The following is a 24,400-nucleotide window of genomic DNA, read 5'->3' as shown; positions in this document are numbered from 1 at the left end:
CGGTTAAAACGGCACTGGGTAGTCAAAACTGAGTTGAGTGCCTGTTTTAGGATGAGTGAAGCTAAGTTGTGTTGCATGAAGACACAAACGTGCATAAAGCTGTTGCTGTTCAGGAGTTGCATATAAGGTATCTCCTAGTATTGGATGACCTAGATATTGCATATGCACACGAAGTTGGTGTGAACGACCTGTAATCGGAATCAATTTAACTCGGGTTACTGCTTGTCCTTGAATTTCGAAATGCTCAATGGCTTGCCATTCGGTTAATGCAGGTTTGTGATGTGCTGCATCAGCGATATGTAATGGCGGACGACTTGGATCATAAATCACAGGAATATCAACTGTACCCTGACCCTCTAAATGACCAGCAACCAAAGCTTGATAAATTTTTGAGGTTTGACGGTCTTGGAATTGACGTGAAATATTGCTCTGTCCAAATTTGGATAAACCAAACACCAAAATGCCTGAGGTATCTCGATCTAAACGATGAATGAGTAAAGTTTTCGGTTCTAATTTTAATAAACGATTGATCAGACAGTCTTGTAAATCGGGTGTTTTCCCTGGCACTGTCAGAAGCCCAGCAGGTTTATGGATCACCATAAAATCTTCATCACGATGAATCAAATGTTCACTTAGAAAATCACTCAAACACACCTTCCAAACACTCGATGAAAATAGGCGAGCCATCATAGAAAGCTTGCCTATGAATTACAATGATAAATTAACACTTAAATCATTTTTTAGATCTAACAGTGAGCAATTCACCCCACAGTAAATGTGTGGTGAATCTAAAATGCTTAATTAGCTCGATGCTTTCATCTCTGCAAACGTTTCTTTTGCTGCTTGAATGGTCTCTGCAATATCTTGATCTGAATGCATAGACGAAATAAATCCTGCTTCAAAAGCCGATGGTGCAAGATAGACACCACGCTTTAACATGCCATGGAAGAATTGCTTAAATGCTTCAACATCACAAGCTAACATCGAATCAAAGCTAGTAATGTCCTCTTGATCGGTGAAATACAAACCGAACATGCCACCGACTTGCTGAGTTTTAAATGGAATACCTGCTTCATCTGCCGCAGCTTGTAACCCTGCAAGTAATTTTGCGAGCTGTGCAGCGAGCTTGTCATAAAATTCAGGTTCACGGAGATGCTTGAACATCGCGATACCAGCACGCATTGCCAATGGATTCCCTGACAATGTACCTGCTTGATAAACACCGCCTAAAGGTGCGATGCATTCCATGATTTCACGTTTGCCACCGAAAGCACCGACTGGCAAACCTGCACCAATAATTTTTCCTAAAGTGGTTAAATCTGGTTTTACCTTATAAACCGATTGTGCACCACCTAAAGCAACACGGAAACCTGTCATCACTTCATCAATAATAAATACTGATTTGTACTCATCGCAAACATCACGAATCGCTTGTAAGAAGCCGTCGATTGGCGTCACTAAGTTCATATTGCCAGCAACAGGTTCAATAATCACACCCGCAATCTCATGACCAAATTTGTTAAAGCATTCTTTTAAAGCTTCAATATTGTTATATGGCAACGTTAAGGTATGTTTTGCAAAATCAGCAGGTACGCCTTTAGAAGTTGGTTCACCTTCACCTAAAGTGAGTAAACCCGAACCTGCTTTCACCAATAACGAATCTGAATGGCCATGGTAACAGCCTTCAAATTTTACGATTTTGTCACGTCCAGTATAACCACGCGCCAGACGAATCGCGGTCATAGTTGCTTCAGTACCTGAGCTGGTCATTCGTACCAATTCAATTGAAGGCATAATCTCGCAAATGGTGTCTGCCAAAGTGGTTTCATATACTGTTGGTGCACCAAAACTTAGGCCATCTTCTGCTGCGGTTTGTACCGCTTTGATAATATCGGGATGCGCGTGACCTAAAATCATTGGTCCCCATGAACCAACATAATCCACATAACGCTTACCATCAACATCCCACAAGTACGCACCTTTTGCCTTTTCAATAAAGACAGGCGTACCACCCACACCGTTAAATGCACGTACAGGTGAATTGACACCACCTGGAATATGTTTATTTGCTTGTTTAAATAACTGTTCTTGCTTTGGAGATAAACTCATAAAAGACTCAACCTAGAATCGAAGAATAAAATGTCGAAACGATGCAAAAAATTATGCAAATAACTTTGCCCATGCATTTACACGAGCAGGAATTTCGGCTGTTGATCGCCCTAATATATCACTAATTACCGCACAAAGGCTTGCTCCTGCTTCGATAACCACTTGGGAATTTTCAACGGTCAAACCACCAATGGCACATATTGGTACTTCAAACGTCTGCTTTGCTTGTTGAATGACTGCAATTCCAACATTACCTGCTTCAGGTTTAGTTGAAGTGGCATAGACTGCGCCAAAGGCCACATAAGTTGCACCTTCAGCAATTGCCTTTTCAGCCAGTTCTAAGGAGTTTAAGCAAGTGCGCCCAATAATCACACCCTCTGGTAGACGTGCAGTCGCATCGATAATTTCACCATCAGATTGCCCAAGATGTACGCCTAAACCAAATTGTTCTGCCAAAGCTAAATCATCATTAATTACAAATGGAACTTGGTATTTTTCACAAAGGATTTTGATCTGTTCCACTTCTAGCTGTTGATCGGCTTTTGCAACTTTTTTTCGACGGTATTGCAAAATGGCAATATGCCCTGTTGCCAAAGCCACATCTAATTTTTCTAATAATAATTGGAGGGGATCATCATTGGTAATCAGATAAAGACCGCGCATAGTTCAAACTCATCAATTTCATGTATTAAAGTATAAAGCAAAAATATTACGCACTTTTAATAAAGCGCCCACGTGTAATTGCTAATATTACGAATAATAAAATCATGAAAATACCGACACTTCCACCACCTGATTGATTTGTTTGGCTAGTTTTTTGTTCTGGAATAGTACTTGGATGCAGATAGTTGTTTATCCAATCAGAGTAATTTGTAACTCGCGTATAAACACCAGAATAACCCACCTTGGCACAACCGACACCCCAACTTGCAATCCCAAGCAGATATGGCTTTTCTAAATTGTTTATCGTTAAACCTGCACCGCTATCACCATAACAAGCATCTGTAAGAGTGTCTTGCATCGGTGATTCTGCACAAAGCATATTCTGAGTGATTTGTTGCGCGCTATATAATGATGATGAAGATAGACAATTGGCTAATTTTAGCGTGGTATATCTTAAAGTGGTTGGATACAGCGCAGGATTTCTCATCATTTGCCCTGCGTAATGTTGACAAACTAGAGATTGACTATTTGATCATTTGTGCTTCAGCAAGCAACAAATCGCCAACTTTGCTTTGATGCGGAATTTTCTTTTCAAATCCTGTTAACACCTGGGTGATATCTCGGTCATCCAGATAAAATCCTTCGGCTTGTAAATCCCGATCTTTAGCCCAAACTTTACGGATAAATTCGATACGCGCGAACTGAAATTGCTTTGCGACCTATAAACGTTTCGCCTCATCAAACCAAAAGCTCATCCACCCCTGCATGTACTCCGTGGGGCGATATTTACTTTGTGGCATCATCCATTCAATTTCGCTGCCCATAAATAAAGGCGTTCCGCCGCCACCTGTAAAACCGCCCCCTGCACTGGCGAGCATCCGTATGGCAGCTTGGGTAATTGATGTGCCAGTACGCAATAAAATGACCGTGGTATTGTCAATTAGAATTTAGCCATAACCCTACGGGACAGTAGATGTCGTTTATCGTATTAAAGAAAAATATTTTTTAAGAATCTATTTTATCAAACTGACGATCAACCAAACTCAAACGACCACGTGCAACGTCTGATAGCATCATCCAATCCGAAATAAAGCTATAAAATGGTTGTTTAAAGCTAGCAGGTTTATTGTGTTCAAAGAAAAAATGCCCCACCCAAGCGCAGGCATAGCCTGAGACTAAACCATACGCGAAGTATTTTGCTTTGCGCTGACGAATTACTTTACTAAAGAAATATAAGCCAATTGAACTGCCTGCTACATGCAAACGTCGGCTCGCAATACTACGATGTTCAGTTAAATAAAAGCGGTAAAATTCATTATAGTCTTTAATTGGCAATGTGAATTCTACTGGCTTGTCGATCTTAGCTGGTGCATTCATTTCTTGATCATCCTAATCGTGCAAGATTGTTCACACGTTAATTCATTTTTTGCACAAAATAAAGTCATTAGGTGTCATCGTATCTAGACTTAAAACAACTTTACAATCATTCTTGAGGTCAACCCGTTATACTCATTTTATATTAATCATTCTTTGCGCTCAGGAGTCATAACATCATGGAAATAGAGCTTAAATTTCAACTTCCTGAATCTAAGAAAAAAAGTGTTTTACAAATATTGAATAAGCAAAAAGCGCAAAAAATTCAGCTCCAAGCCAAATATTATGATACCGCTGACCGCTTACTTGCCAAAAACTATGTCGCTATCCGTTTACGCCAAGAAGGTGAGCATTGGGTACAAACCTTTAAAGCCGCCAGTAAAAATCATCTACAGCGCATTGAAGAAGATATTTATCTGGGTAAATGTGAACAAGAACCCGAACTTGATCTATCACTTTATCAGCACAATCGAACCGTTCAAACGGTGCTACGTGAGATTTTAGGTGATGCTCCTGCTAAGCTAGAATTACAGTTTCAAACAGACGTACAACGAAGTTTCTATGTGTTTGAGTTTCAAGATTCACAGATTGAAGTTTGCTTAGATGATGGTGAAATTCGTACTCCAACCGATCAAGCCAAAATTTGTGAAGTCGAATTTGAACTCAAACAAGGTACAGCACAGGACTTAATTGATTTTACCAAGACATGGGTAGATAAATATCGATTATGGCTTGATGTGCGTAGCAAAGCGGAACGAGGTAATTTACTCGCAGTTGGCAAACGTGTTTCTCCTGCGACCAAAGCCAAATCACTTCAACTAGAGCCGAATCTATCGGCTGAACAGGCATTAAAACAGGTCATTGAAAATAATCTAAACCATATTCTACCTAATGCAGCTGCCATTGCTGGTGGCGTGGCTGAGGCCGATCATATTCATCAAGCACGTGTCGGCTTGCGTCGCTTACGTTCTGCTTTAAAACATTTTTCAAATTGGTCAGCACAGATTGATCCAACTTGGGAAAATGAATTAGCAGAACTTTTTAAGGCTTTGGGGCAATTACGTGATCACGATGCAATTCAGGATTCTGTGATTCCGCTTATAAAACAAAGCTGTGATTTTGAATTTCCTATTGATGCTGAAATAGACTCCAATATCGCCAAGCTTTTCAGCGGAGCTAAAACAACACAGCTATTCTTATCATTATTTAGTTTTATATATTGTGGTGATAAATCGAAATCAAAATTATCTAAACAAGTGGCTAAAAGTTTGAGCAAGCTTTTTCATAAAATTTTAATGGACGCGACTCAGTTTTCTACACTTACAGTTGAAAAACAACATCGTACTCGTAAGCGTATTAAGCAATTGCGTTATTGCATCGATTTTATTTCTAGGCTTTATCCTGAAAAAGAGGTTCAGCAATTTCTAAATAAACTTGAGCCAATTCAGGAGTATTTAGGTTTTTATAATGATCTATTTGTGGCAGAACAGGTCTTTGAACAACAGGCAGCAGAACAACCACAATTTTTATTTGCACTCGGTTGGGTAAAAGCACAACAACCTCATGTCGCAAAGAAAGCTAATAAAAAGTTACAGCATTTATCGGCTAAAGATATTTTCTGGAAATAGCAATCTCTACACAAACCCAAATACTGATCAGTATAAATTTCAACTCACCCCTCTTTGAAAAAGAGGGGGATGAAAAGCTTGACTTGATGAGAAATTATCAAATTCTATCGATATTTCCCAAAAATCTTCCATGTCCCATTATCGGCAATCGGATCACTATAACTATCATTACGCGGCTTACGTGGCTTATCTCGCGCATCTACCAATTTAAAATGCGGCTCAACACTTAAAATCACGCCATTCATATAAAAACGGGTACGCGTATATTCACTTTGTCCATGTTGAAAGACATAAGTTCGTAAATCAATAAACTCACGATGTGCCACCAAAGCCGCAGTATCATCACTCCCCAACCATTCCTGCATCGCAAAAATCTGATCGGTCTCAAATTTTCCACATTTTTCGAGCAAAGCCGCTACGCCACGAAAAGTCTTAGATTCTTTGGCCCGTGTTTTATTAATTCGAATACGATCTACATGAAAGAAAAACAGCGGTAAATTTAGATGGCTCGGTAAATGAATCGCATCAACGACATCATCTTCCATAAAAGGCTGACAGAGTTGCTGCGCCCTTTCAATCAAAGGTTGCCATTGTTGGTAGTATTCATCGACCTCGTCCTTTAAACCATAATAAATCGGCAAACCTTCGACATGCTCTAAATATTGGGGTGGATGAATATGTTGACGTAGTAAAGCGATATCCGTTTTAAGGCTTTGAATTGCAATTGCATCTTGCATAGTGATTATTCTAATTACTTAGGCTATTTTAGATTAAGCCAAAGGTTTAGTTTCCACAAGGCTTTGTCTATAATATCGTGTCTTATTTGTTGTTGGGAAAAATCATGTCTCAAAAAATTAATGCCACTGATGTGACAGAAGAAGAAGCTTTAAATGCGATATTTTTTGAGCGAGCAGATGAATTTATCAAACAAGCCAATGAGTTTTGTCGCCCACAAAAAGGACAGCAACCCAAACCAGAAGAGTTACGCGGACAAGTCAGCGCTGCCATGTTATTTGCAACAGCTCGTTTTAATACGTGGGTTGCAGCAAATAATTTTAAAGATGGCAATGAAATGCGTGATGCCAAAGAACAGGTGATGTCTTATTTATTGCAACAGTTTCAAATGATGCTTGAAGACAACTTTGACGAATATTGTGAGCAGTTTGAAAATTACTTACGCTTTCGTAAAAATGAAGATTTTCATACGCATAAACACGATCACGAATAATCTAAACGTAAAAAGAAAGCCACCTAATGGTGGCTTTCTTTTGGTCTGTTATTTTAAGTCTTGGGCTTTACCATATTGGTCAGCCATCACTTCCACAAACTGATCCAATTTGATGTATTTTTTAATTACAGCATCTACATCTGCCTTACTCAACTTTGCAAGTGCTTGATCTCGTTCAGCACGATCCATCAAGGTTTTATTTCGCTCTAATTGACCCGTAAGCATACTATGAATATTTCGTTCATCTTCTAATGAAGTCACACGCTTCTTCATAATATCGGCTTTGGCTGCTTCAACCTCTTGTTCAGTCACACCTTTGCTTAGCAAATCAGTTAATACTTTATGAACAGATTGAGAAACTTGATCAGAACGACCAGCTGTATAATTCGCAGTAATACTAATTGATCCACTATCGGTATCAGAATCTAGATCAAGGTTGCTTCCAAATCCATAAACAAGTGCATTTTTCTCACGTAATTCCTGCGCCAAGCGAGAAGACAATTGCGAGTTACCCATAATATGGCTAAGGATAATGAGTGCAGGAGCATCTTGATGATAAGCACCTACAGGAATAGTCAGGATACTTTGATAACTACCAAACTCACGTTGCTCGGAGAGTGCATGGACTTTTTCAGCTTTGAAAGCAACATAAGGAGAAGTAATTTTTTGGTACGGCTGTTTCGTTTTCCATTGTCCAAATGCTTTCTGTAGAGTGTTTTGCATTTTTTTCGGATCGAAATCACCTGTCACAGCAATTTGACCATGATCTGTCACAAAGAATTGATCATAGAATTGCTTCACCTGTGCTTGCGTAGCCGCATTTAACTGCTTCTTGGCAAACTCTGGTTCAAAGTGATAACGCAAATCACCTGGTTGATAGGTTTCAAGTAATCTTGCCAAAGTCATAGATGCGACTACAGCAGGTTCAGTATAAGGTCGATCTAATGCAGATAAACTCTGATTTTTTGCTAAATCAAATTCCGATTGTGCAAATTTAGGTTGCTTCATCACATCGACAATAAAGTTTAAAAAATCTTCAAACTTATCTTTTTTTGCCTGAATCCCAATTGTTAAACCATTACCATTTGAAGTGATAGATGCTCCACCACTTGCTGCAATCGCTTTATCTGTAATTTCTTGCAGTGTATGTTTTTCAGAACCACGCAACATTAAATAACTGGTTAAATCTAAGGTCTCTCCTTTACCAAACAGTGATTTTTCTGTACCAAAATCTAAGCTAATCGTGGCATAGGTTTTGTCATCACGTGTTGTGGTTGGGAATAAAGCATAGCGAATACCATTCTTTAATTCACCACGTTGAATTTTTTGCTCATTTTTTTGCAATTGCTGCGCAGACTGTGCGACAAATTGAGTGACTTCTTGTTGATAAATGGCAACATCTTTCAAAGGTTCAGGCTTTTCGGCACTTTGGTCTAAGGTTTTAGGTTTATCTTGTGCCTTGAGTGTCATCGCTTTCTTTTGATCTTCAGGCGTAGGCTGAATATCTCCCGAAATACGATGCGATGATACTAAAAACTGTTTTAATGTTTGATTGGCATCATTTAATTTTAAATCTTGAATGGCTTGTAAATCTTTGAAGTACTGATCCCATTGTCCTTGTGAAGACACTGCATAATCACTAAGGCGAGAACCCAAAGCAACGGCATCATTTGCAATCGTATCAGCGGTATTTTGAGTAATAGTTTTGATACGTTGTAATTCTGCGTCGGTAAATGATTGGCTATTCTCAACACCATCAATCAACGCATCATCAACTTTCTTTGCATCATGATTCGGCGCATACACCGCACCCATAAAGACCATATTAAAATCTTGGTCCAACCATGTCGTTGATTGAACAGCTGTACTCACTCCTGTTTCTACCATGCTCTTATACAACGTACCACTAGGCTGCATGGTATAAAGTGCTGGTGCAAGTGCTAATGCTGGTTGTAGTTGCGTATTTTTTCCATTCATATAAATGTGGAATTTAGCAAGATCACTACCCTTTTGCACCGTGAATTTTCGCTGCTCAATCTTACTAGAATCTAAGACTGGAACTTGAACAGGTGCAGGCACAGTACGTGCAGGAATCGGACTAAAATATTGATCAATTTTATTTAATACTTCTGATTTATCAAATTTTCCAGAAATGACCATTACAGCATTATTTGGTGCATACCATGTTCTATAAAACTGATTTAGTTCATTCATTTTTATAGACTTTAATTCAGGCAAATCACCAATCGGCAATCGACCTAAATATTGATTGCCATAAGCCGCTTTCCACATCTGATCCATCAATACTGCAAACGGTTGATCCATACGAATTTCACGTTCACGTTTTACGATTTCGATTTCAGAAGGGACAAATTTTTCTTGTAGCACTAATTTATCCATACGCTCAGACTCAAGGTATAGAATTTCATTCAGTGCATTTTTTTCAGGACGAACAATATTTAAATATTTAGTTGAGTAATAATCGGTACTGGCATTGGTCATTAAAGTGAATTGATCCAAACGACGCTGAAACTCCTCACCTTTTACATTTTGTGTGCCTTTAAATGCCAAATGTTCAAGCAAATGAGCAAGACCACTTTTCCCTTTAGGATCGTTAAGAGAGCCTGTTAAATACACTGTATTTACATAGACTTTATTTTCTTTATCATTTGGTGCAAGAATAACTCTGAAACCATTATCTAATTTGTATTCTTCAATATTTTTTTCACTTTTTACGAGTACTGTCTGAGACCAAGACGTTGCACTCAACCCGATCAAACAAAGTGAGAGCGTAAGCTGCTTAAACCGCATTAACATAGATTATCCGAGTTTTTTTGGTGATTTAAATAAAAACAACAAGCTATACTAGATAATGGTTTAAATTTTTAATAGTTATGTTTTGAAAAAAGCTGTGTATTTAAACAGCTTTTTTCTATGTTTTTATAGCGGTTTAGTTAAAATTTAGATCGTCAGTTCAGCCTGCATATACAGTTTTGCATAACCTGAAATTTCAATACGATCCTTAGACTCAATCACACACTCTAAAACCCCACCTCGAACTGATGCCTGATATGCGATAAGCTGAGTTTGATCAAGTTTTTCAGCCCATAAAGGTGCAATTGCAGTATGAATCGAACCCGTAACAGGATCTTCATTAATCCCAATCGCAGGAGCAAAATAGCGAGACACACAATCAAACTGACCTTCGCCTCTCGCTGTAATAGCAACATCAGGTTGAGATGCAGTAATTGCAGTACGCAATGCGCCTAATTGCTTTAATTTTTCAAAATCAGGCTGCTCGTTTAATACATCAGCGACTGTTTCATATTCAACAATATACGCCTGACCATTCAGATAAACCGCTTTAAATGGCTTGGTTAAACCATCTCGAAGTTCCTGAGGATATTCAGATATAAGTTCAGCTTTTCGAATAGGGAAATTCATTTTAATCTTACCGTCTGCTGCTTGGCTAACGATAAAAATTCCCAACTCACGCACATGAAATTGAATGGTTTTTATTCTTGTAAAATCTTTAAATAATACGAATGCACTTGCCAGTGTCGCATGTCCACAAAAAGCGACCTCATCCGTTGGCGAAAACCAACGAATTTCATAATTTGTCTCATCAATCTTTTTGACAAAAGCCGTTTCAGAAAGATTATTCTCTAATGCAATATTTTGCATGAGATACTCATCCAACCATTCATCTAAGACAATGACTGCTGCTGGATTGCCTTTAAATAAGACTTGGGTAAAAGCATCAACTTGATACATCTTCATGACATGAGACTCTAAACATTTTTCAGCCATTTTGGACTTTTGGTCTATCAATGGTAGATACAGATTTTTCTAAATTAACGATACAGTGCATATTTATACGTTTAAAAATCATGTGAAATACACTATGAAAGAACGATATTAACAAACAATACAATCGAACTAGAAAAATGCCGACAAAAAAGGGCGTTACTTAAACACCCTTCTCTTTAGCTTAGCTTTGTTTAATCTTCCATGTGTTGAATAATGGCTTGACCAAATTCAGAACAGCGCAATAGGGTTGCATTCGGCATTAATCGTTCAAAGTCATACGTTACTGTTTTCGCTTCAATTGCACCAGAAACACCTTTGATAATCAAATCGGCAGCTTCGCCCCACCCCATATCACGTAACATCATTTCAGCAGAAAGAATAATTGAACCAGGATTAACCTTATCCTGCCCCGCATACTTTGGTGCTGTTCCATGTGTTGCCTCGTAAACTGCTATCGCACCACCAATATTAGCACCCGGTGCAATGCCAATTCCCCCAACTTCTGCTGCCAGCGCATCAGAAATATAGTCACCATTCAAATTAAGCGTTGCAATAACAGAATAGTCCGCTGGACGCATTAAAATTTGCTGTAAAAAGGCATCGGCAATCACATCTTTAATAATGATGTCTTTACCATTTTTAGGGTTCTTGATTTTAACCCACGGCCCACCATCAAGTAGTTGACCACCAAAGCGCTCTATTGCAAGTTCATAGCCCCACTCTTTGAATGCACCTTCGGTGTATTTCATAATGTTACCTTTGTGGACCAACGTCACAGAAGGTTTATCATTATCTATAGCAAACTGAATGGCTTTACGTACTAAACGTTGTGTCCCTTCTTTAGAAACAGGTTTGATCCCAATTCCACAGCCTTTATCAAAACGGATTTTTGTTACGCCCATTTCTTCTTTTAGAAATTTAATAACTTTTTTAGCTTCTTCTGAATCTGCTTTCCACTCAATCCCTGCATAAATATCTTCTGAGTTTTCGCGGAAAATCACCATATCCGTAAGTTCAGGATGTTGAACAGGTGAAGGAACCCCCTCAAACCAACGGACTGGCCGCACGCAAACATATAAATCAAGCTCTTGACGTAAAGCAACGTTCAGTGAACGAATACCACCACCCACAGGTGTGGTTAAAGGGCCTTTAATCGAAACAATAAATTCTCGTAAAGCTTCGAAGGTTTCTTCAGGCATATAAGTGCCATAAATTTTATCTGCTTTTTCACCGCAATAGACTTCCATCCATTCGATCGAACGTTTGCCACCGTAAGCTTTTAACACCGCAGCATCTACTACTGCCTTCATAGCTGGTGTAATATCCACACCAATACCATCACCTTCAATAAAAGGGATGATTGGATGATTTGGAACATTCAGTGACAGGTCTGCGTTTACTGTGATTTTGTCACCATCAGCAGGAACAACGATCTTCTGATAACCCATTTTGCAGGTTCTCCCTCATGTATTTAGCGATTATCACTATGCCTTCTATGGCATACTTTCGTTTTTATTGCATGAAACAGTTTAGTCCAAAACAGGTTTTTTTGAGATTTATACGGAAAATAACAACATTTTCCCATTAAATAGAAACCTTTATTGTTATGATGCCGCCCATAGCCAAAGCAGTATACTCATATGAAAATAGTTGTATTCAACAAACCTTTCGACGTTTTGTCACAGTTCCGTGAGGATGAAGCTCACCTTACACTTTCTCACTTTATTCATGATCCAGATTTACGTCTGGCAGGCAGACTTGATCTTGACTCAGAAGGACTTATGTTCCTTACGGATCATGGTGGTCTGAATCAATACATTACAAATCCTGCAAATAAAAAATTTAAAACCTACCTTGCTCAAGTCGATGGTGATGTAACTGAGGAGGCATTAGAGCAATTGCGTAAAGGCGTTGAACTCGCTGATGGCATGACGTTACCTGCTAACGCAGTGAAAGTAGATGCGCCAGAATGGTTATGGGACCGAGATCCACCTGTACGTTATCGCGCTAACATCCCAACGAGTTGGATTGAGCTACAAATTTGTGAAGGTCGTAATCGCCAAGTACGTCGTATGACAGCGGCTGTTGGCTTTCCAACTTTACGCTTAATTCGCACTAAAATTGGTGCAATTGATTTGGTTCGTTTAGGTTTACAACCAGGCGAGCAAACTGAAATCGAGCCTTTGCTTTATCCTGATTTTAAAGATTTACCTGAAGATCAACCGTATCGTTCTCGCTCATATGTGAAAAAACCAGGCGGTACAGGTGGTAAACCCATGCACCAGAAAAAGAAAGAAGGTGATAAAAAAGATCCGAACAAGAAAAAGTCAGGTACAAAGCGTATTTGGCAAATGGATGAAAGTGAGAAACCACGTCGTAAGACCAATGGTACAACTCGTCCAAATACTAAAGCACCACGTGGTCGTAACCGTAATGGTCGTTGATATCTTTTAAAGTATTAAGGAGCTATAAAATAGCTCCTTAATAACATATTTATTTTTCCAAATCTTATGTTTAAATCTCAAATAGACTGAAATTCATTAAAAAATAAGATAAAAGCCACAACCATACTTAATGGCAATCCAATTTTAACTATCCAATATTCCAATTGATTCACTTCACTAAAATTCTTTTTGCTCGTTAAAAACCATTTCCTTAAAATCCAAATATGTGCAGCCAAACATAGTAAAAGAGCAATGATTATAAAAAAAATATTATTTCCCTTTTTAGGATTAGTGTCTACCAAAGAATAATCAATTTTTTTATTTCCCCCATTATTTATTATCTCAAAAGACTGAACATAATAAATAACATCTTGATTAGATCTCCCTATGCCTTCCTTATATTTTAAGTTTTGAATTGGTAGGCCTCCACTTTCAAGTATAGATTTACAATAGTTCTCTAAAGATAAGGCACATTCATCTGTATAAAAAAGTTGATCTCCTTTATATATTTTTAGGTAATAAGTCTTAAAAAAGTTTTTCCTTTTTACTTTATAAGAACTATATATTTTAAATGAAGAATCTTCATGAATAAATTTCTCAGTCAATTTGTAATTAAATTTTTCATTAAAAGTACCAATTTGCATTGCCAAAATACCATAAGTAATGACAAGCAAAGTACAACTTATTAAAATTTCGTTCCAGCTCTTACTTTTAACCATTATTTTCATCAAAAACAATCTTCTATAATTTTAATTAGTGTTTGAAGTTTTCATCTTTACAACATCATATCCTATTAAATTAATTTCCTTGGTATTTGGGTCTACTTTAATTCAACCATTTAATATTATAAATAAAAAAATACCGATGCTTTCGCATCGGTATTTTTACATTACCAACAGGTTTGTTAGTTCTGCATTAAAACTTAAATAGTTTCAAGCGTAGCATTAAGCGTTGGACTAGGACGCATCACTGCATTTACTTTCACTGGATCGACAGCGTAGTAACCACCAATATCAGCTGCTTTACCCTGTACTTCACTTAATTCAGCAAGAATTTTTTGTTCATTTTCAACTAAGGCTTTTGCAAGAGGAGCAAACTTCGCTTTCAATTCAGCATCTTCGTTTTGAGCAGCAAGCGCTTCAGCCCAATACATTGCTAAATAGAAGTGGCTACCGCGGTTATCTAGCTCACCCGTACGACGAGATGGAGACTTATCGTTATCTAACAACTTACCCGTTGCTTGATCAAGAGTTTCTGCAAGTAACTTCGCACGTGCATTATCTTCTTTAAGACCAAGCTCTTCTAAAGAAACTGCAAGCGCAAGAAACTCACCAAGCGAATCCCAACGTAAGTGGTTTTCTTCAACTAACTGCTGAACATGCTTCGGCGCTGAACCACCTGCACCTGTTTCATACATACCACCGCCCGCCATTAACGGAACGATTGATAACATTTTAGCTGAAGTACCCAATTCCATGATCGGGAACAAGTCAGTTAAATAATCACGTAAGATGTTACCAGTCACAGAGATTGTGTCTAAACCACGTGCTACACGTTCAAGCGTATAACGCATTGCACGTACTTGTGACATGATTTGGATATCAAGACCCTCTGTATCATGTTCTTCTAGATACTTTTCAACTTTCTTGATCAACTCATTTTCGTGTGGACGATATGGGTCAAGCCAGAAAATCGCAGGCATACCAGAGTTACGAGCACGACTTACCGCAAGTTTTACCCAGTCACGAATTGGTGCATCTTTCACCTGACACATACGCCAGATATCGCCTTCTTCTACATTCTGAGACATCAACACTTCACCAGTGTCTAAATCGGTAATGTTCGCAATACCCGCTTCAGGAATTTCAAAAGTTTTGTCGTGTGAACCGTATTCTTCAGCTTTTTGCGCCATCAAACCAACGTTCGGTACTGTACCCATCGTACGTGGGTCAAAATTACCATTCCACTTACAGAAATTGATCATTTCTTGGTAGATACGTGCAAAAGTTGATTCAGGCATAACAGCTTTACAATCGTAAGGTTTACCATCGGCACCCCACATTTTACCACCACCACGAATCATTGCTGGCATAGATGCATCTACAATCACGTCGTTTGGAGAATGGAAGTTATCAATCCCTTTCGCTGAATCAACCATAGCTAATGCTGGGCGATGTTCTTGGCAAGCATGTAAATCTTCAATGATTTCTTCACGGAGTGAAGTTGGTAAAGTTGCGATCTTTTCATAAAGACCTGCCATACCATTGTTGACATTAATACCTAACTGATCAAATAACTTACTGTGTTTTTCAAAAGCATCCTTATAGTAAATTTTCACACAGTGACCGAAAACGATCGGGTGTGAAACTTTCATCATGGTCGCTTTTACGTGTAATGAAAATAAAATACCAGCTTCACGGCAGTCATCAAGTTGCTTCTCATAGAAGTCACACAATGCTTTTTTGCTCATGAACATTGAGTCAATCACTTCACCATCTTGAAGCTCAACTTTAGACTTGAGAACGATTGTCTCACCGCTCTTCGTGATTAACTCCATCTTCACATTACGTGCACGATCAAGTGTCATTGATTTCTCGCCATGGTAGAAGTCACCTTCTTCCATATGAGAAACGTGCGTTTGTGACCACTGTTTCCACTCACTCATTGAATGAGGATGCTTTTTCGCATAATTTTTTACAGCAGCAGGCGCACGACGATCTGAGTTACCTTCACGTAATACAGGGTTTACAGCAGAACCAAGACATTTACCGTAACGTGTCTTAAGTTCTTTCTCTTCATCCGTTGTTGGATTTTCTGGATAATCAGGAATTGCATATCCTTTAGACTGCAATTCTTTGATACATGCTGTTAACTGAGCAACTGAAGCACTGATATTTGGCAGTTTAATGATATTTGTATCTGGATCTTGAGTAAGGCGACCAAGCTCAGCAAGGTTATTGCTTACCTTCTGCTCATCGCTTAAGTATTCCGAAAATTCCGCAAGCACACGTGCTGCAACAGAAATGTCACTCTTGACAATTTCTATGCCAGCTGGCTTAGTAAAGGTCTCAATGATCGGCAGTAGCGAGTAGGTCGCCAATAATGGCGCCTCATCAGTCAGTGTATAAATGATTTTTGACTTTCCACCAGCCATATATAGCCCCTTGTGTTTGGTTGAGTTTTTCATGAACGAGCTTTTGGCCCAGTCCATTAAAACCGGTTTGCTTGATTAAGGTCTGAGAGTATCAGTCCTCAACGTATCTCAGTCAACGCAATATCTTGTGATATTGACATTTCGCTACGAAATAATGGTATAAAGCTTACGCTTTGTGACCAAGGAACCGGTTAGCTTAAATAAAACATGAGAGTATCAGCGTTGATTACTTCTCAGTCAATGTAATATATCGTGATATTGACATTTCACTACGAAATACCAATGCTTGCGTACTTCCGTACGATTAAACCCTACATTTTTTAAAATTTTATTTGCCGATTCATTTCTGCCAAATATTTTATAAAAATGCTTAACCATAATAAATTATTTAAGTCCATACGAATATTCGACTCAAGTTTCATTTACACTTTTTAAACCTATATTTTGAACAAATGATTAAAATCATTTTTTATTTTTAGGATTGGTCAGATGTTAAAAGTTTTGATTCCTTGCGTAGCCATTTCTGTTTCATCTTTTAGCTTTGCGCAAAACCCTTTAAGTGTACATGTGCTTAACTTAGAAAATGGACTTCCTTCAGCGGGTGTAAAAGTTATTTTAGAAAAACAAGAAAATAACCAATGGAAAGAGCTTAACCAAAGTACAACCAATCAGCAAGGTCGGATCACAGCGTTATATCCTGAAGATGCTTCCCTTCAAAAAGGTATTTACAAAGTTACTTTTAAAACAGGTGAATGGTTCCAAAAGAATAAGCAAAGCTCATTTTTCCCAGAAGTTCCTGTAATTTTCTCTGTGGATGGCAATCTTGAACATTATCATATTCCACTTTTGATTAGTCCTTATGGATACTCAACTTATCGTGGTAACTAATTATTTTCAAAAATCTTAATTAAAATTTTGATATACAAATGAGGGACACTGAATCTGTTCCCTCATTCATTTGAAGATTTATGTTAATGATATATACAACGCTATCAATTGCATCAACCTTTCAACCAAGCCTCTAATTTGGTTTGATCCTCAACTTTTAACTCAACCGAATTCAGAGGATTCTCTCCAGCATGAAGTTCAAACTGTAGCAGTTCATCGCGACGGAATGCATAAACTATAAATGAGCCTTTTTGTTTTGCATACTTCGCCAACAACTTTTCTGATGCTTTGATACCATCAATCGCAATAATGACATCGTTAGCAGACAAACCTGCTTGTGCAGCAGCACTATCACGGCGAACATTTTGCACGATGACACCGTCAGCTTTATCTAGCACTTTTAAGCCAAAAGGTAATGCTTTGTTATTTTTAACGATATAGCTCAAACCAAACTCTGGGAATAGTTGATCCAATGGCAATTCATCAGTGGTATTGATCAAATGATTAATTTGTTCAATCCAGTTATCCCCAGTCAATTCATTACATAATTCAAAAATCGTGCGTTCATTGACCTGAATGCCCTTTTTGGTATTTTCATACAAACGGCGCATCAAGGCATCTAAGTTTGAACCACGTAAACGCAAGCCCAAGTCTAAGCAAAGCGCAACTAAGCTACCTTTGTTGTAATAACTTGTTCCTGCATTATTTGAGTTTTCATCCTGACGATAGAATTTAATCCATGCATCAAAACTCGATTCTGACACGGACTGAATAAAGCGCCCTGGATTTTGCAAATAACGCTCAATCTGTGCTTTAAGTAAATCCAGATAGGATTTTTGAGAAATAACGCCGCTGCGTAATAAAATTAAATCATCATAATAAGAAGTAAAGCCTTCAAAAATCCACAATAAGCTCGTATATCCTTCTTTATGTAGATCATAATTCGTAAAGTTTTCAGGACGGATAAATTTAACTAACCATGAATGAAAGTATTCATGGCTACATAAGCCTAAGAAACGCTGATAATCTTTAGACGGTTCTTCAGCTTCATCTACTTTCGGCAAATCATCACGTGGTGTGATCAAACTGGTGCTATTACAATGCTCTAGACCGCCATAACTATTGCCCGTTGCCATAGTCATAAAGGTATAGTTTTGAAACGGTGCAGAACCGAACATCTTAATTTCAGTCTGACAGATTTGCTGAATATCAGTTTGTAACCGCTCTAGATTTGTATTGTGTTTACCTGAAATCACAAACTCATGCGGAATACCATTTGCTTCAAAGCTAAAACGGCTTTGCTCTGCCAACTCAAATGGACTATCAATCAACTGATCGTAGTTATCTGCCTTTAAAGTATAGCGTCCTTTAACCAGACTTTTACTTGGCAGTCCTGTGGCAATCTGGAAATGCTTGAGTTCATCAGGCAGGAAAATTTCAACCTCACAAGATGATTGTTCCTGATCTTGCAGACCTAAACAGACACAGGCAGGATTGACATACAAACGGGTTTGATCCACATAGGCCCCACGCACCGATAAATCATAGGCATACACATCATATTCAACCGTAATCAATTCATGATCTGTATTGAATAATTGCCAACGGTTCTTTTCCGTTTTCTTAATACTAAGTAACCGCCCTGCTTCATCAGATGCTTTTACTGATTCAATATGTTTTGAAAACTCTCGAATCAAATAACTGCCAGGGATCCATGTCGGTAACCAAAGTTCTTGGTTCGGATTAGCGAGGAAACGAAGTGTGACATGAATAAGATGTTGGCGATAATCGTCAAACTCAATTTGATAGTGCAACATAGTTTTAGATCATAAAAATAGGAACAGTTTCACACAGCTTAGCATTTTTTTACAAAGTCATGCGTAGATGTCTTAATTGTTGGCAAAAGTTGCTGGATTCTGCAACAAAAAAGTCATAGCATGCTTTTTTTCGCTTTCCATGCCATTGGATCGGCTGCACTAGGTGTTCTCTTGAAATTTCTCCTCTCGCTCTTTACGTTGTTTAGTCTGTTATGTGCCAATTTAGTACATGCCAATTTACTTAATATCGCTCCTGAAACGGTTGAAGCGCAAGCTTGGTCGATCGTAGATGCTCAATCAGGTCAAATCATTGCTGAACATAATAGTCATGTTCAACGTTCGCCTGCATCGCTCACCAAAATGATGGTGGCTTATATTGCTTTGAAAGAAATCGAAGCAGGTAAATTACGTAAGGAAGAGGTATTAACCGCAACACCTGTGGTGAGCACTGTCATGTGGGATGAATCCCAAATGTATTTAAAAGCTGGTGAACAAATTTCTGTTGATCAACTTTTAGCAGGATTGATTGTCATGTCTGCGAATGATGCCGCAGTTACGCTTGCTGAAAAAATTTCAGGTGGTGTTCCACAGTTCGTTGCACGAATGAATAAAGAAGCCCAAGCCTTAGGAATGAAAGATACCCATTTTAGTAATCCTGCGGGTATCACCATGACAGATCATTACTCAACTTCAGCAGATTTAAGTCTATTAGCAAAAGCGATCGTAAAAGAGACACCTGAATATTTACATTATTCAAAAATGCCAAGTTTTAGCTATAACCAACGTTTCCACCGTGCAACAAATCTTGCATTAAAAATGGATCCAACAGCAGATGGTTTAAAAACAGGTTATACCAAGGCGGCAGGTTACAACTTGGCTTTAACCGCTGAGCGCCCTACTCTAAATCCACATGTTGATAAGCGTCGTTTGATTGTAGTGGTACTTGGAACACCAAGTGCGGTAAAACGGGCTGAAGTCGCGCATAAATTAATGAATTTAGCGTATACATACACACGCGATGAAGAAGTGATTCCAAAGCAAAAGCTAATTGCTGAGCTTCCTGTCATCAAATCAACTTTAAAAATTTTCAAAGTTGAAACTCAACAACCCACTATCGTAACAACATCTTTATACGATCAAGGGACACCAATTGATTTAAATAGTTTTGATTTACTCACACAACGTATACATTTGCTTGATACAAACCAGCAAATCAAAACCATTGAACCACTTGAAACGACAAAAACACACGTCAATATCAAACTCAATCAACAGCATTTAACAGCACCATTGACGCAAGTCATGAATTTGGCCACAGTGACGGTTTATCAAAATAATCAGTTAATTCGTAGCTTACAAATTGAAAATAACGTGGAAATTGAGGAAGCGAATATTTTTCAAAAAATTATGATTTGGTTTGCGAACTTATTCTCGTTTTTTTCAACAAATGATGTCAAAGCTGCCAAAATTTATCCTTTAAATCAAGGATAAAAAAACCTACTATTTTTATCAAGATTAATCATACAATGTTGAAAAAAGGATGGCATAATCCAACCATCCTTTCACAAAAATAATTAGGTTAATCATGAGCAAAACCTTACATCATATCGTGATTGTGGGTGGTGGCGCAGGTGGTTTAGAGCTTGCAACACAATTAGGTGAACGTTTTGGCAGGAAAAAGAAAGCCAAAATTACCCTAATCGACCAAAATCTCACGCATATATGGAAGCCTCTCCTACACGAAATTGCCGCTGGCTCACTAAATCCTCACGAAGAACAAACCAATTATTTTGCTCACGCAGAAAAACATGATTTTGAGTTCATCCTTGGAACCTTAATCAACGTAAATAAAGATCAAAAACAAATTACGATTTCACCTCCTCAACTTTCTAAAGAACATACTCCTGTTATTCAGAGTCTTAGCTACGACACACTGATATTAGCTGTTGGTTCAGTTTCAAATGACTTCGGAACTGAAGGTGTACGTGAAAATTGTCATTTCTTAGATAGTCGCAAACAAGCCGATATTTTCCAACAGGACTTATTCCATCTTTATATTGAAGCGCAAAACCAAGCAACTGAACGTGCCTTGAATATTGGTATCGTGGGTGCGGGTGCAACAGGTGTTGAATTAGCGGCTGAACTGATTGAAACCACGAAGAATTTTTATCGTTATGGGTTAAAGAAAATTAATCCAAAGCAAGTTAAAATTACTTTGATCGAAGCCTCAGATCGTATCTTGCCTGCGCTCAATGAAAAAACAGCTGCACATAGCGCTAAACAATTACAAAAAATGGGCATCGACATTCTGACGCAACATCAAGTGCAAAAAGTCGATAAATCAAATGTCTATTTTAGCAACGGTCATGTTTTGCATTCAGACATTACCGTATGGGCGGCAGGTGTCAAAGCGCCCAAAGTTTTAGAATCATTTACAGATTTTAAACGCGATAAAATTAATCGTTTAATGGTCTATGCGACATTACAAACGTATTCAGATCCAAATGTATTTGCCTTTGGAGATTGTGCAAATTGTCAGCTTGATGCACGTCAACCTCCATTAGGACCACGTGCACAGGTCGCAAGCCAACAAGCGACATTCTTGGTAGATGCCATGGCCGCTCGTTTATCTGGCTCACCTCAACCTATGTTTAATTTCAGTGATAAAGGCTCTTTGGTTTCATTAAGCCGTAATCAGGCTGTTGGAGAATTACTTGGTGATGTAAGCGTACAAGGTTTTATTGCCAAAACAATGTATGTGTCTTTGTATCGATTACATCAAGCCAATATTCATGGTTATACCCAAGCAGGAATGCTGACCATGAAAGATTTTCTGACACGTCGTGTACGTCCAAAAATTAAACTTTATTGAGTTGAAATTTTCTATTTCGTTCCCATTTATAACGAAATAGTTTCAAAAAGTGGAAAATAGTCAACAAAATCTATTTTTCACTTTATGATGTACACCTAAATTGATTGAATGGATCAAACAACATGACTGCTATTGCAAATAACCACGTGGTTTCATTCCACTACACTTTAACAAACGCTGAGGGTGAAACACTTGATCAATCTCAAGGTGAACCACTTGCATATTTGCACGGCGCGGGCAACATCATTCCAGGTTTAGAAAATGCACTTCTTGGTAAAACAGTAGGCGAAAAATTTACTGTAACTGTTCCAGCTGCTGAAGGTTATGGCGAATATAATCCAGACCTCGTACAAGAAGTTCCAGCTCAAATGTTCCAAGGTGTAGACAATATCCAAGCGGGTATGCAATTCCAAGCTCAAACTGATGATGGCGTTCAAATCGTAACTGTTAAAGCAGTTGAAGGCGAAAACGTTATTGTTGATGCAAACTTCCCTCTTGCTGGTCAAGACTTAACTTTCGAAGTTGAAATCGTAGAAATCCGTGATGCTAGTCAAGAAGAATTAGATCACGGTCATGTTCACGGTGCAGGTGGTCACCACCACTAATTCATTTTTTGAATTAGATAAAAAAGCAAAGCTTCGGCTTTGCTTTTTCTTCACATAGACATAGATAAAATCATAATTATATTTAATTTCTTTCTAATAAATGTAATGGTTGTTAGCTTATGTCTCATGTCTATCAATTGATTTGGTTTCGTCAAGATTTAAGAATCCATGATCATGCTGCTTTATGGCATGCGACTCAAACAGGTTCATGTGTCGCAATCGTTGTATTATCGCCTGAACAATGGCAATGCCATGACGATGCGCCGATTAAAATTGAATTTTATCTGCGTCAATTACAAGAACTAAAAAAACAACTGGATAGTCTGAATATCCCATTAATCGTTCAAACCATTCCTTTATGGAACGATATTCCCCAATTCTTTATTCGCTTATTAGAACATATTAGTTTTCAAACTATTTATGCCAATATTGAAGTCGGTGTTCATGAACTTCAACGTGATGCAAATGTTCAAAAGCTTTTAAATCAGCATCAAAAAGAACTCGTACTCTTACATGATCGAACTCTGTTTCCTTTTGCATCTATCCGTAATCAATCGAACCTGCCCTACCAAGTTTTTGGCGCATTTAAAAAAGCATGCTACCAACGTTTACAACATGCTTTACCTCAATGCTATCCGATGCCCAATATTCAACAACCGATTGAATTGGATTTATCTGCTTTAGCTCAAACAGATATTCATCAATTACAAGTCGAATATGCAGAGAAAATAAAACCACCAATGACTGCTCTTTGGAATGTCGGTGAGTCACACGCACATAATTTATTGGATCATTTCATCGATCAAAATCTAACGGACTACAAAATATCTCGTGATCTACCTTCAATATCAGGTACAAGCCAGCTTTCTACTTATTTAAATATTGGCATACTTTCCATTCGCCAATGTATCCAAGCATTGTTTCGACAACAGCACGGGGATTTTGTTATTCAGTCTGAAGGTCAACAAACGTGGCTAGATGAACTGTTATGGCGTGAATTTTATCAACATATTTTGTTTGATTTTCCACAAGTCTCTAGACATTTACCCTTCAAAGCAGCAACCCAAAATATCAATTGGCGCGATGATCCAGTTAATCTAGAAAAATGGCAACAAGGGCAAACAGGTATTCCAATTGTAGATGCTGGTATGCGTCAGCTACTCGCAACAGGTTGGATGCATAATCGAGTTCGTATGATTTGCGCTATGTTTTTAACTAAAAATCTATTGATTGATTGGCGCATTGGCGAACAATGGTTTATGCAACATTTAATCGATGGTGACTTAGCGGCAAATAATGGTGGATGGCAATGGTGTGCATCCACAGGCACAGATGCTGCCCCTTATTTCCGAGTATTTAATCCAATTAGTCAATCACAAAAATTTGATTCCAATGGAGACTATATTCGTAAATGGGTACCAGAACTTGCGCATTTGGATGCGCAAATCATACATGAACCTTATGCAAAAGATGTATCAAAAAATCTCAATTATCCGAAACCAATTGTTGATCTTAAAACTAGCCGAGCACGCGCGATCGAAGCTTTCAAATCATATTTATAGCCTTCACCAAGGCTATAAATCTGCTGAGTAATCATTTTTTAATCGCACAACGCACAAATAAACAGTTCATCAAACCAACAACATAAAACAATCAAAAACCAGATTAATATGGTGTTAAGTTAATCAGAAAAGAATTCGTTAAAATAAAATAGCTATGCAAAATAATCCAGCATCAGCACTCATCTTATGGACTATCGCAGCTCAAATATTTATGGGTATCGTTGCTTATGAATGATTACCTGCGAG

At 38.1% G+C, this 24,400-nt stretch carries 20 protein-coding genes and 1 pseudogene; 8 read left to right on the top strand and 13 right to left on the bottom strand.

From position 1 onward, the window contains the following. Positions 1-3: 3 nt before the first annotated feature. From ABLB98_RS04200 to ABLB98_RS04175, 6 genes and pseudogenes are all read right to left on the bottom strand, one after another. On the bottom strand, positions 4-648 hold the full coding sequence (locus ABLB98_RS04200; protein WP_171294981.1) for an RluA family pseudouridine synthase: 645 nt from the start codon (positions 646-648) through the stop codon (positions 4-6). Positions 649-801: 153 nt separating this feature from the next. Beyond that, complete coding sequence (hemL, locus tag ABLB98_RS04195; RefSeq protein ID WP_348882912.1) at positions 802-2,109, bottom strand: glutamate-1-semialdehyde 2,1-aminomutase; 1,308 nt, start codon at positions 2,107-2,109, stop codon at positions 802-804. 51 nt (positions 2,110-2,160) lie between these two features. Continuing rightward, positions 2,161-2,772: a thiamine phosphate synthase gene (gene thiE / locus ABLB98_RS04190; protein ID WP_348882913.1), complete on the bottom strand. Its 612-nt coding sequence runs from the start codon at positions 2,770-2,772 to the stop codon at positions 2,161-2,163. Between the two features lie 46 nt (positions 2,773-2,818). After that, on the bottom strand, positions 2,819-3,262 hold the full coding sequence (locus ABLB98_RS04185; protein WP_348882914.1) for a trypsin-like serine protease: 444 nt from the start codon (positions 3,260-3,262) through the stop codon (positions 2,819-2,821). A 46-nt stretch (positions 3,263-3,308) separates the two neighbouring features. Beyond that, positions 3,309-3,719 (bottom strand): annotated as a pseudogene (cas1f, locus tag ABLB98_RS04180) (type I-F CRISPR-associated endonuclease Cas1f); the annotation flags it as partial. A 58-nt stretch (positions 3,720-3,777) separates the two neighbouring features. Then, positions 3,778-4,149, bottom strand: coding sequence for a DUF962 domain-containing protein (locus tag ABLB98_RS04175; RefSeq protein ID WP_348882915.1), 372 nt, complete (start codon positions 4,147-4,149; stop codon positions 3,778-3,780). A 176-nt stretch (positions 4,150-4,325) separates the two neighbouring features. On the opposite strand from ABLB98_RS04175, the gene ABLB98_RS04170 reads away from it, so the two are divergent. After that, complete coding sequence (locus ABLB98_RS04170; RefSeq protein ID WP_348882916.1) at positions 4,326-5,774, top strand: CHAD domain-containing protein; 1,449 nt, start codon at positions 4,326-4,328, stop codon at positions 5,772-5,774. Positions 5,775-5,878: 104 nt separating this feature from the next. On the opposite strand, the gene ABLB98_RS04165 is transcribed toward ABLB98_RS04170, so the two are convergent. Beyond that, the gene (locus tag ABLB98_RS04165) at positions 5,879-6,511 is read right to left on the bottom strand and encodes a hypothetical protein (protein ID WP_208727932.1); all 633 of its coding nucleotides are present in this window, start codon (positions 6,509-6,511) and stop codon (positions 5,879-5,881) included. A gap of 104 nt (positions 6,512-6,615) precedes the next feature. Here ABLB98_RS04165 and ABLB98_RS04160 point away from each other — a divergent pair, with 104 nt between their 5' ends. Beyond that, complete coding sequence (locus ABLB98_RS04160) at positions 6,616-7,002, top strand: DUF3144 domain-containing protein (RefSeq protein ID WP_005217661.1); 387 nt, start codon at positions 6,616-6,618, stop codon at positions 7,000-7,002. 48 nt (positions 7,003-7,050) lie between these two features. Here ABLB98_RS04160 and ABLB98_RS04155 read toward each other — a convergent pair whose 3' ends face one another. From ABLB98_RS04155 to icd, 3 genes are all read right to left on the bottom strand, one after another. After that, positions 7,051-9,819, bottom strand: coding sequence for a pitrilysin family protein (locus tag ABLB98_RS04155; RefSeq protein ID WP_348882917.1), 2,769 nt, complete (start codon positions 9,817-9,819; stop codon positions 7,051-7,053). 144 nt (positions 9,820-9,963) lie between these two features. Then, positions 9,964-10,782 (bottom strand): PhzF family phenazine biosynthesis protein, encoded by an 819-nt coding sequence (locus ABLB98_RS04150; RefSeq protein ID WP_348882918.1) that lies wholly within the window; start codon positions 10,780-10,782, stop codon positions 9,964-9,966. A gap of 221 nt (positions 10,783-11,003) precedes the next feature. Further along, positions 11,004-12,260: an NADP-dependent isocitrate dehydrogenase gene (icd, locus tag ABLB98_RS04145; RefSeq protein ID WP_348882920.1), complete on the bottom strand. Its 1,257-nt coding sequence runs from the start codon at positions 12,258-12,260 to the stop codon at positions 11,004-11,006. A 192-nt stretch (positions 12,261-12,452) separates the two neighbouring features. Between icd and ABLB98_RS04140 the strand changes: the two genes are divergently transcribed. Beyond that, the gene (locus tag ABLB98_RS04140) at positions 12,453-13,256 is read left to right on the top strand and encodes a pseudouridine synthase (RefSeq protein WP_087545514.1); all 804 of its coding nucleotides are present in this window, start codon (positions 12,453-12,455) and stop codon (positions 13,254-13,256) included. Positions 13,257-13,333: 77 nt separating this feature from the next. On the opposite strand, the gene ABLB98_RS04135 is transcribed toward ABLB98_RS04140, so the two are convergent. Both ABLB98_RS04135 and ABLB98_RS04130 read right to left on the bottom strand, forming a co-directional pair. Then, complete coding sequence (locus ABLB98_RS04135) at positions 13,334-13,984, bottom strand: hypothetical protein (RefSeq protein ID WP_348882921.1); 651 nt, start codon at positions 13,982-13,984, stop codon at positions 13,334-13,336. 194 nt (positions 13,985-14,178) lie between these two features. After that, a complete protein-coding gene (locus tag ABLB98_RS04130; protein WP_249570353.1) occupies positions 14,179-16,410 on the bottom strand; it encodes an NADP-dependent isocitrate dehydrogenase in 2,232 nt (743 codons plus the stop codon). A gap of 489 nt (positions 16,411-16,899) precedes the next feature. Here ABLB98_RS04130 and uraH point away from each other — a divergent pair, with 489 nt between their 5' ends. Next, complete coding sequence (gene uraH / locus ABLB98_RS04125) at positions 16,900-17,298, top strand: hydroxyisourate hydrolase (protein WP_348882922.1); 399 nt, start codon at positions 16,900-16,902, stop codon at positions 17,296-17,298. Positions 17,299-17,411: 113 nt separating this feature from the next. Here the strand turns inward: uraH and ABLB98_RS04120 are convergent, their stop codons facing one another. Then, a complete protein-coding gene (locus tag ABLB98_RS04120; protein WP_348882923.1) occupies positions 17,412-19,115 on the bottom strand; it encodes a PDZ domain-containing protein in 1,704 nt (567 codons plus the stop codon). A 171-nt stretch (positions 19,116-19,286) separates the two neighbouring features. On the opposite strand from ABLB98_RS04120, the gene ABLB98_RS04115 reads away from it, so the two are divergent. The 4 genes from ABLB98_RS04115 to ABLB98_RS04100 all read left to right on the top strand — a co-directional run bounded on the left by ABLB98_RS04115 (position 19,287) and on the right by ABLB98_RS04100 (position 24,154). Continuing rightward, positions 19,287-20,606: a D-alanyl-D-alanine carboxypeptidase PBP6B gene (locus ABLB98_RS04115; protein ID WP_348882924.1), complete on the top strand. Its 1,320-nt coding sequence runs from the start codon at positions 19,287-19,289 to the stop codon at positions 20,604-20,606. Positions 20,607-20,700: 94 nt separating this feature from the next. Beyond that, positions 20,701-21,987 carry an NAD(P)/FAD-dependent oxidoreductase gene (locus tag ABLB98_RS04110; protein ID WP_348882925.1) on the top strand — a complete coding sequence of 429 codons (1,287 nt, stop codon included), beginning with the start codon at positions 20,701-20,703 and terminating at the stop codon, positions 21,985-21,987. A 122-nt stretch (positions 21,988-22,109) separates the two neighbouring features. Continuing rightward, positions 22,110-22,592 (top strand): peptidylprolyl isomerase, encoded by a 483-nt coding sequence (locus ABLB98_RS04105; protein WP_004663295.1) that lies wholly within the window; start codon positions 22,110-22,112, stop codon positions 22,590-22,592. A gap of 119 nt (positions 22,593-22,711) precedes the next feature. Further along, positions 22,712-24,154 (top strand): deoxyribodipyrimidine photo-lyase, encoded by a 1,443-nt coding sequence (locus tag ABLB98_RS04100; RefSeq protein WP_348882926.1) that lies wholly within the window; start codon positions 22,712-22,714, stop codon positions 24,152-24,154. Positions 24,155-24,400 lie beyond the last annotated feature (246 nt).

Source organism: Acinetobacter yuyunsongii (assembly GCF_041021915.1).
Taxonomy (GTDB): domain Bacteria; phylum Pseudomonadota; class Gammaproteobacteria; order Pseudomonadales; family Moraxellaceae; genus Acinetobacter.
This window is presented reverse-complemented; position numbering and strand designations above follow the sequence as displayed.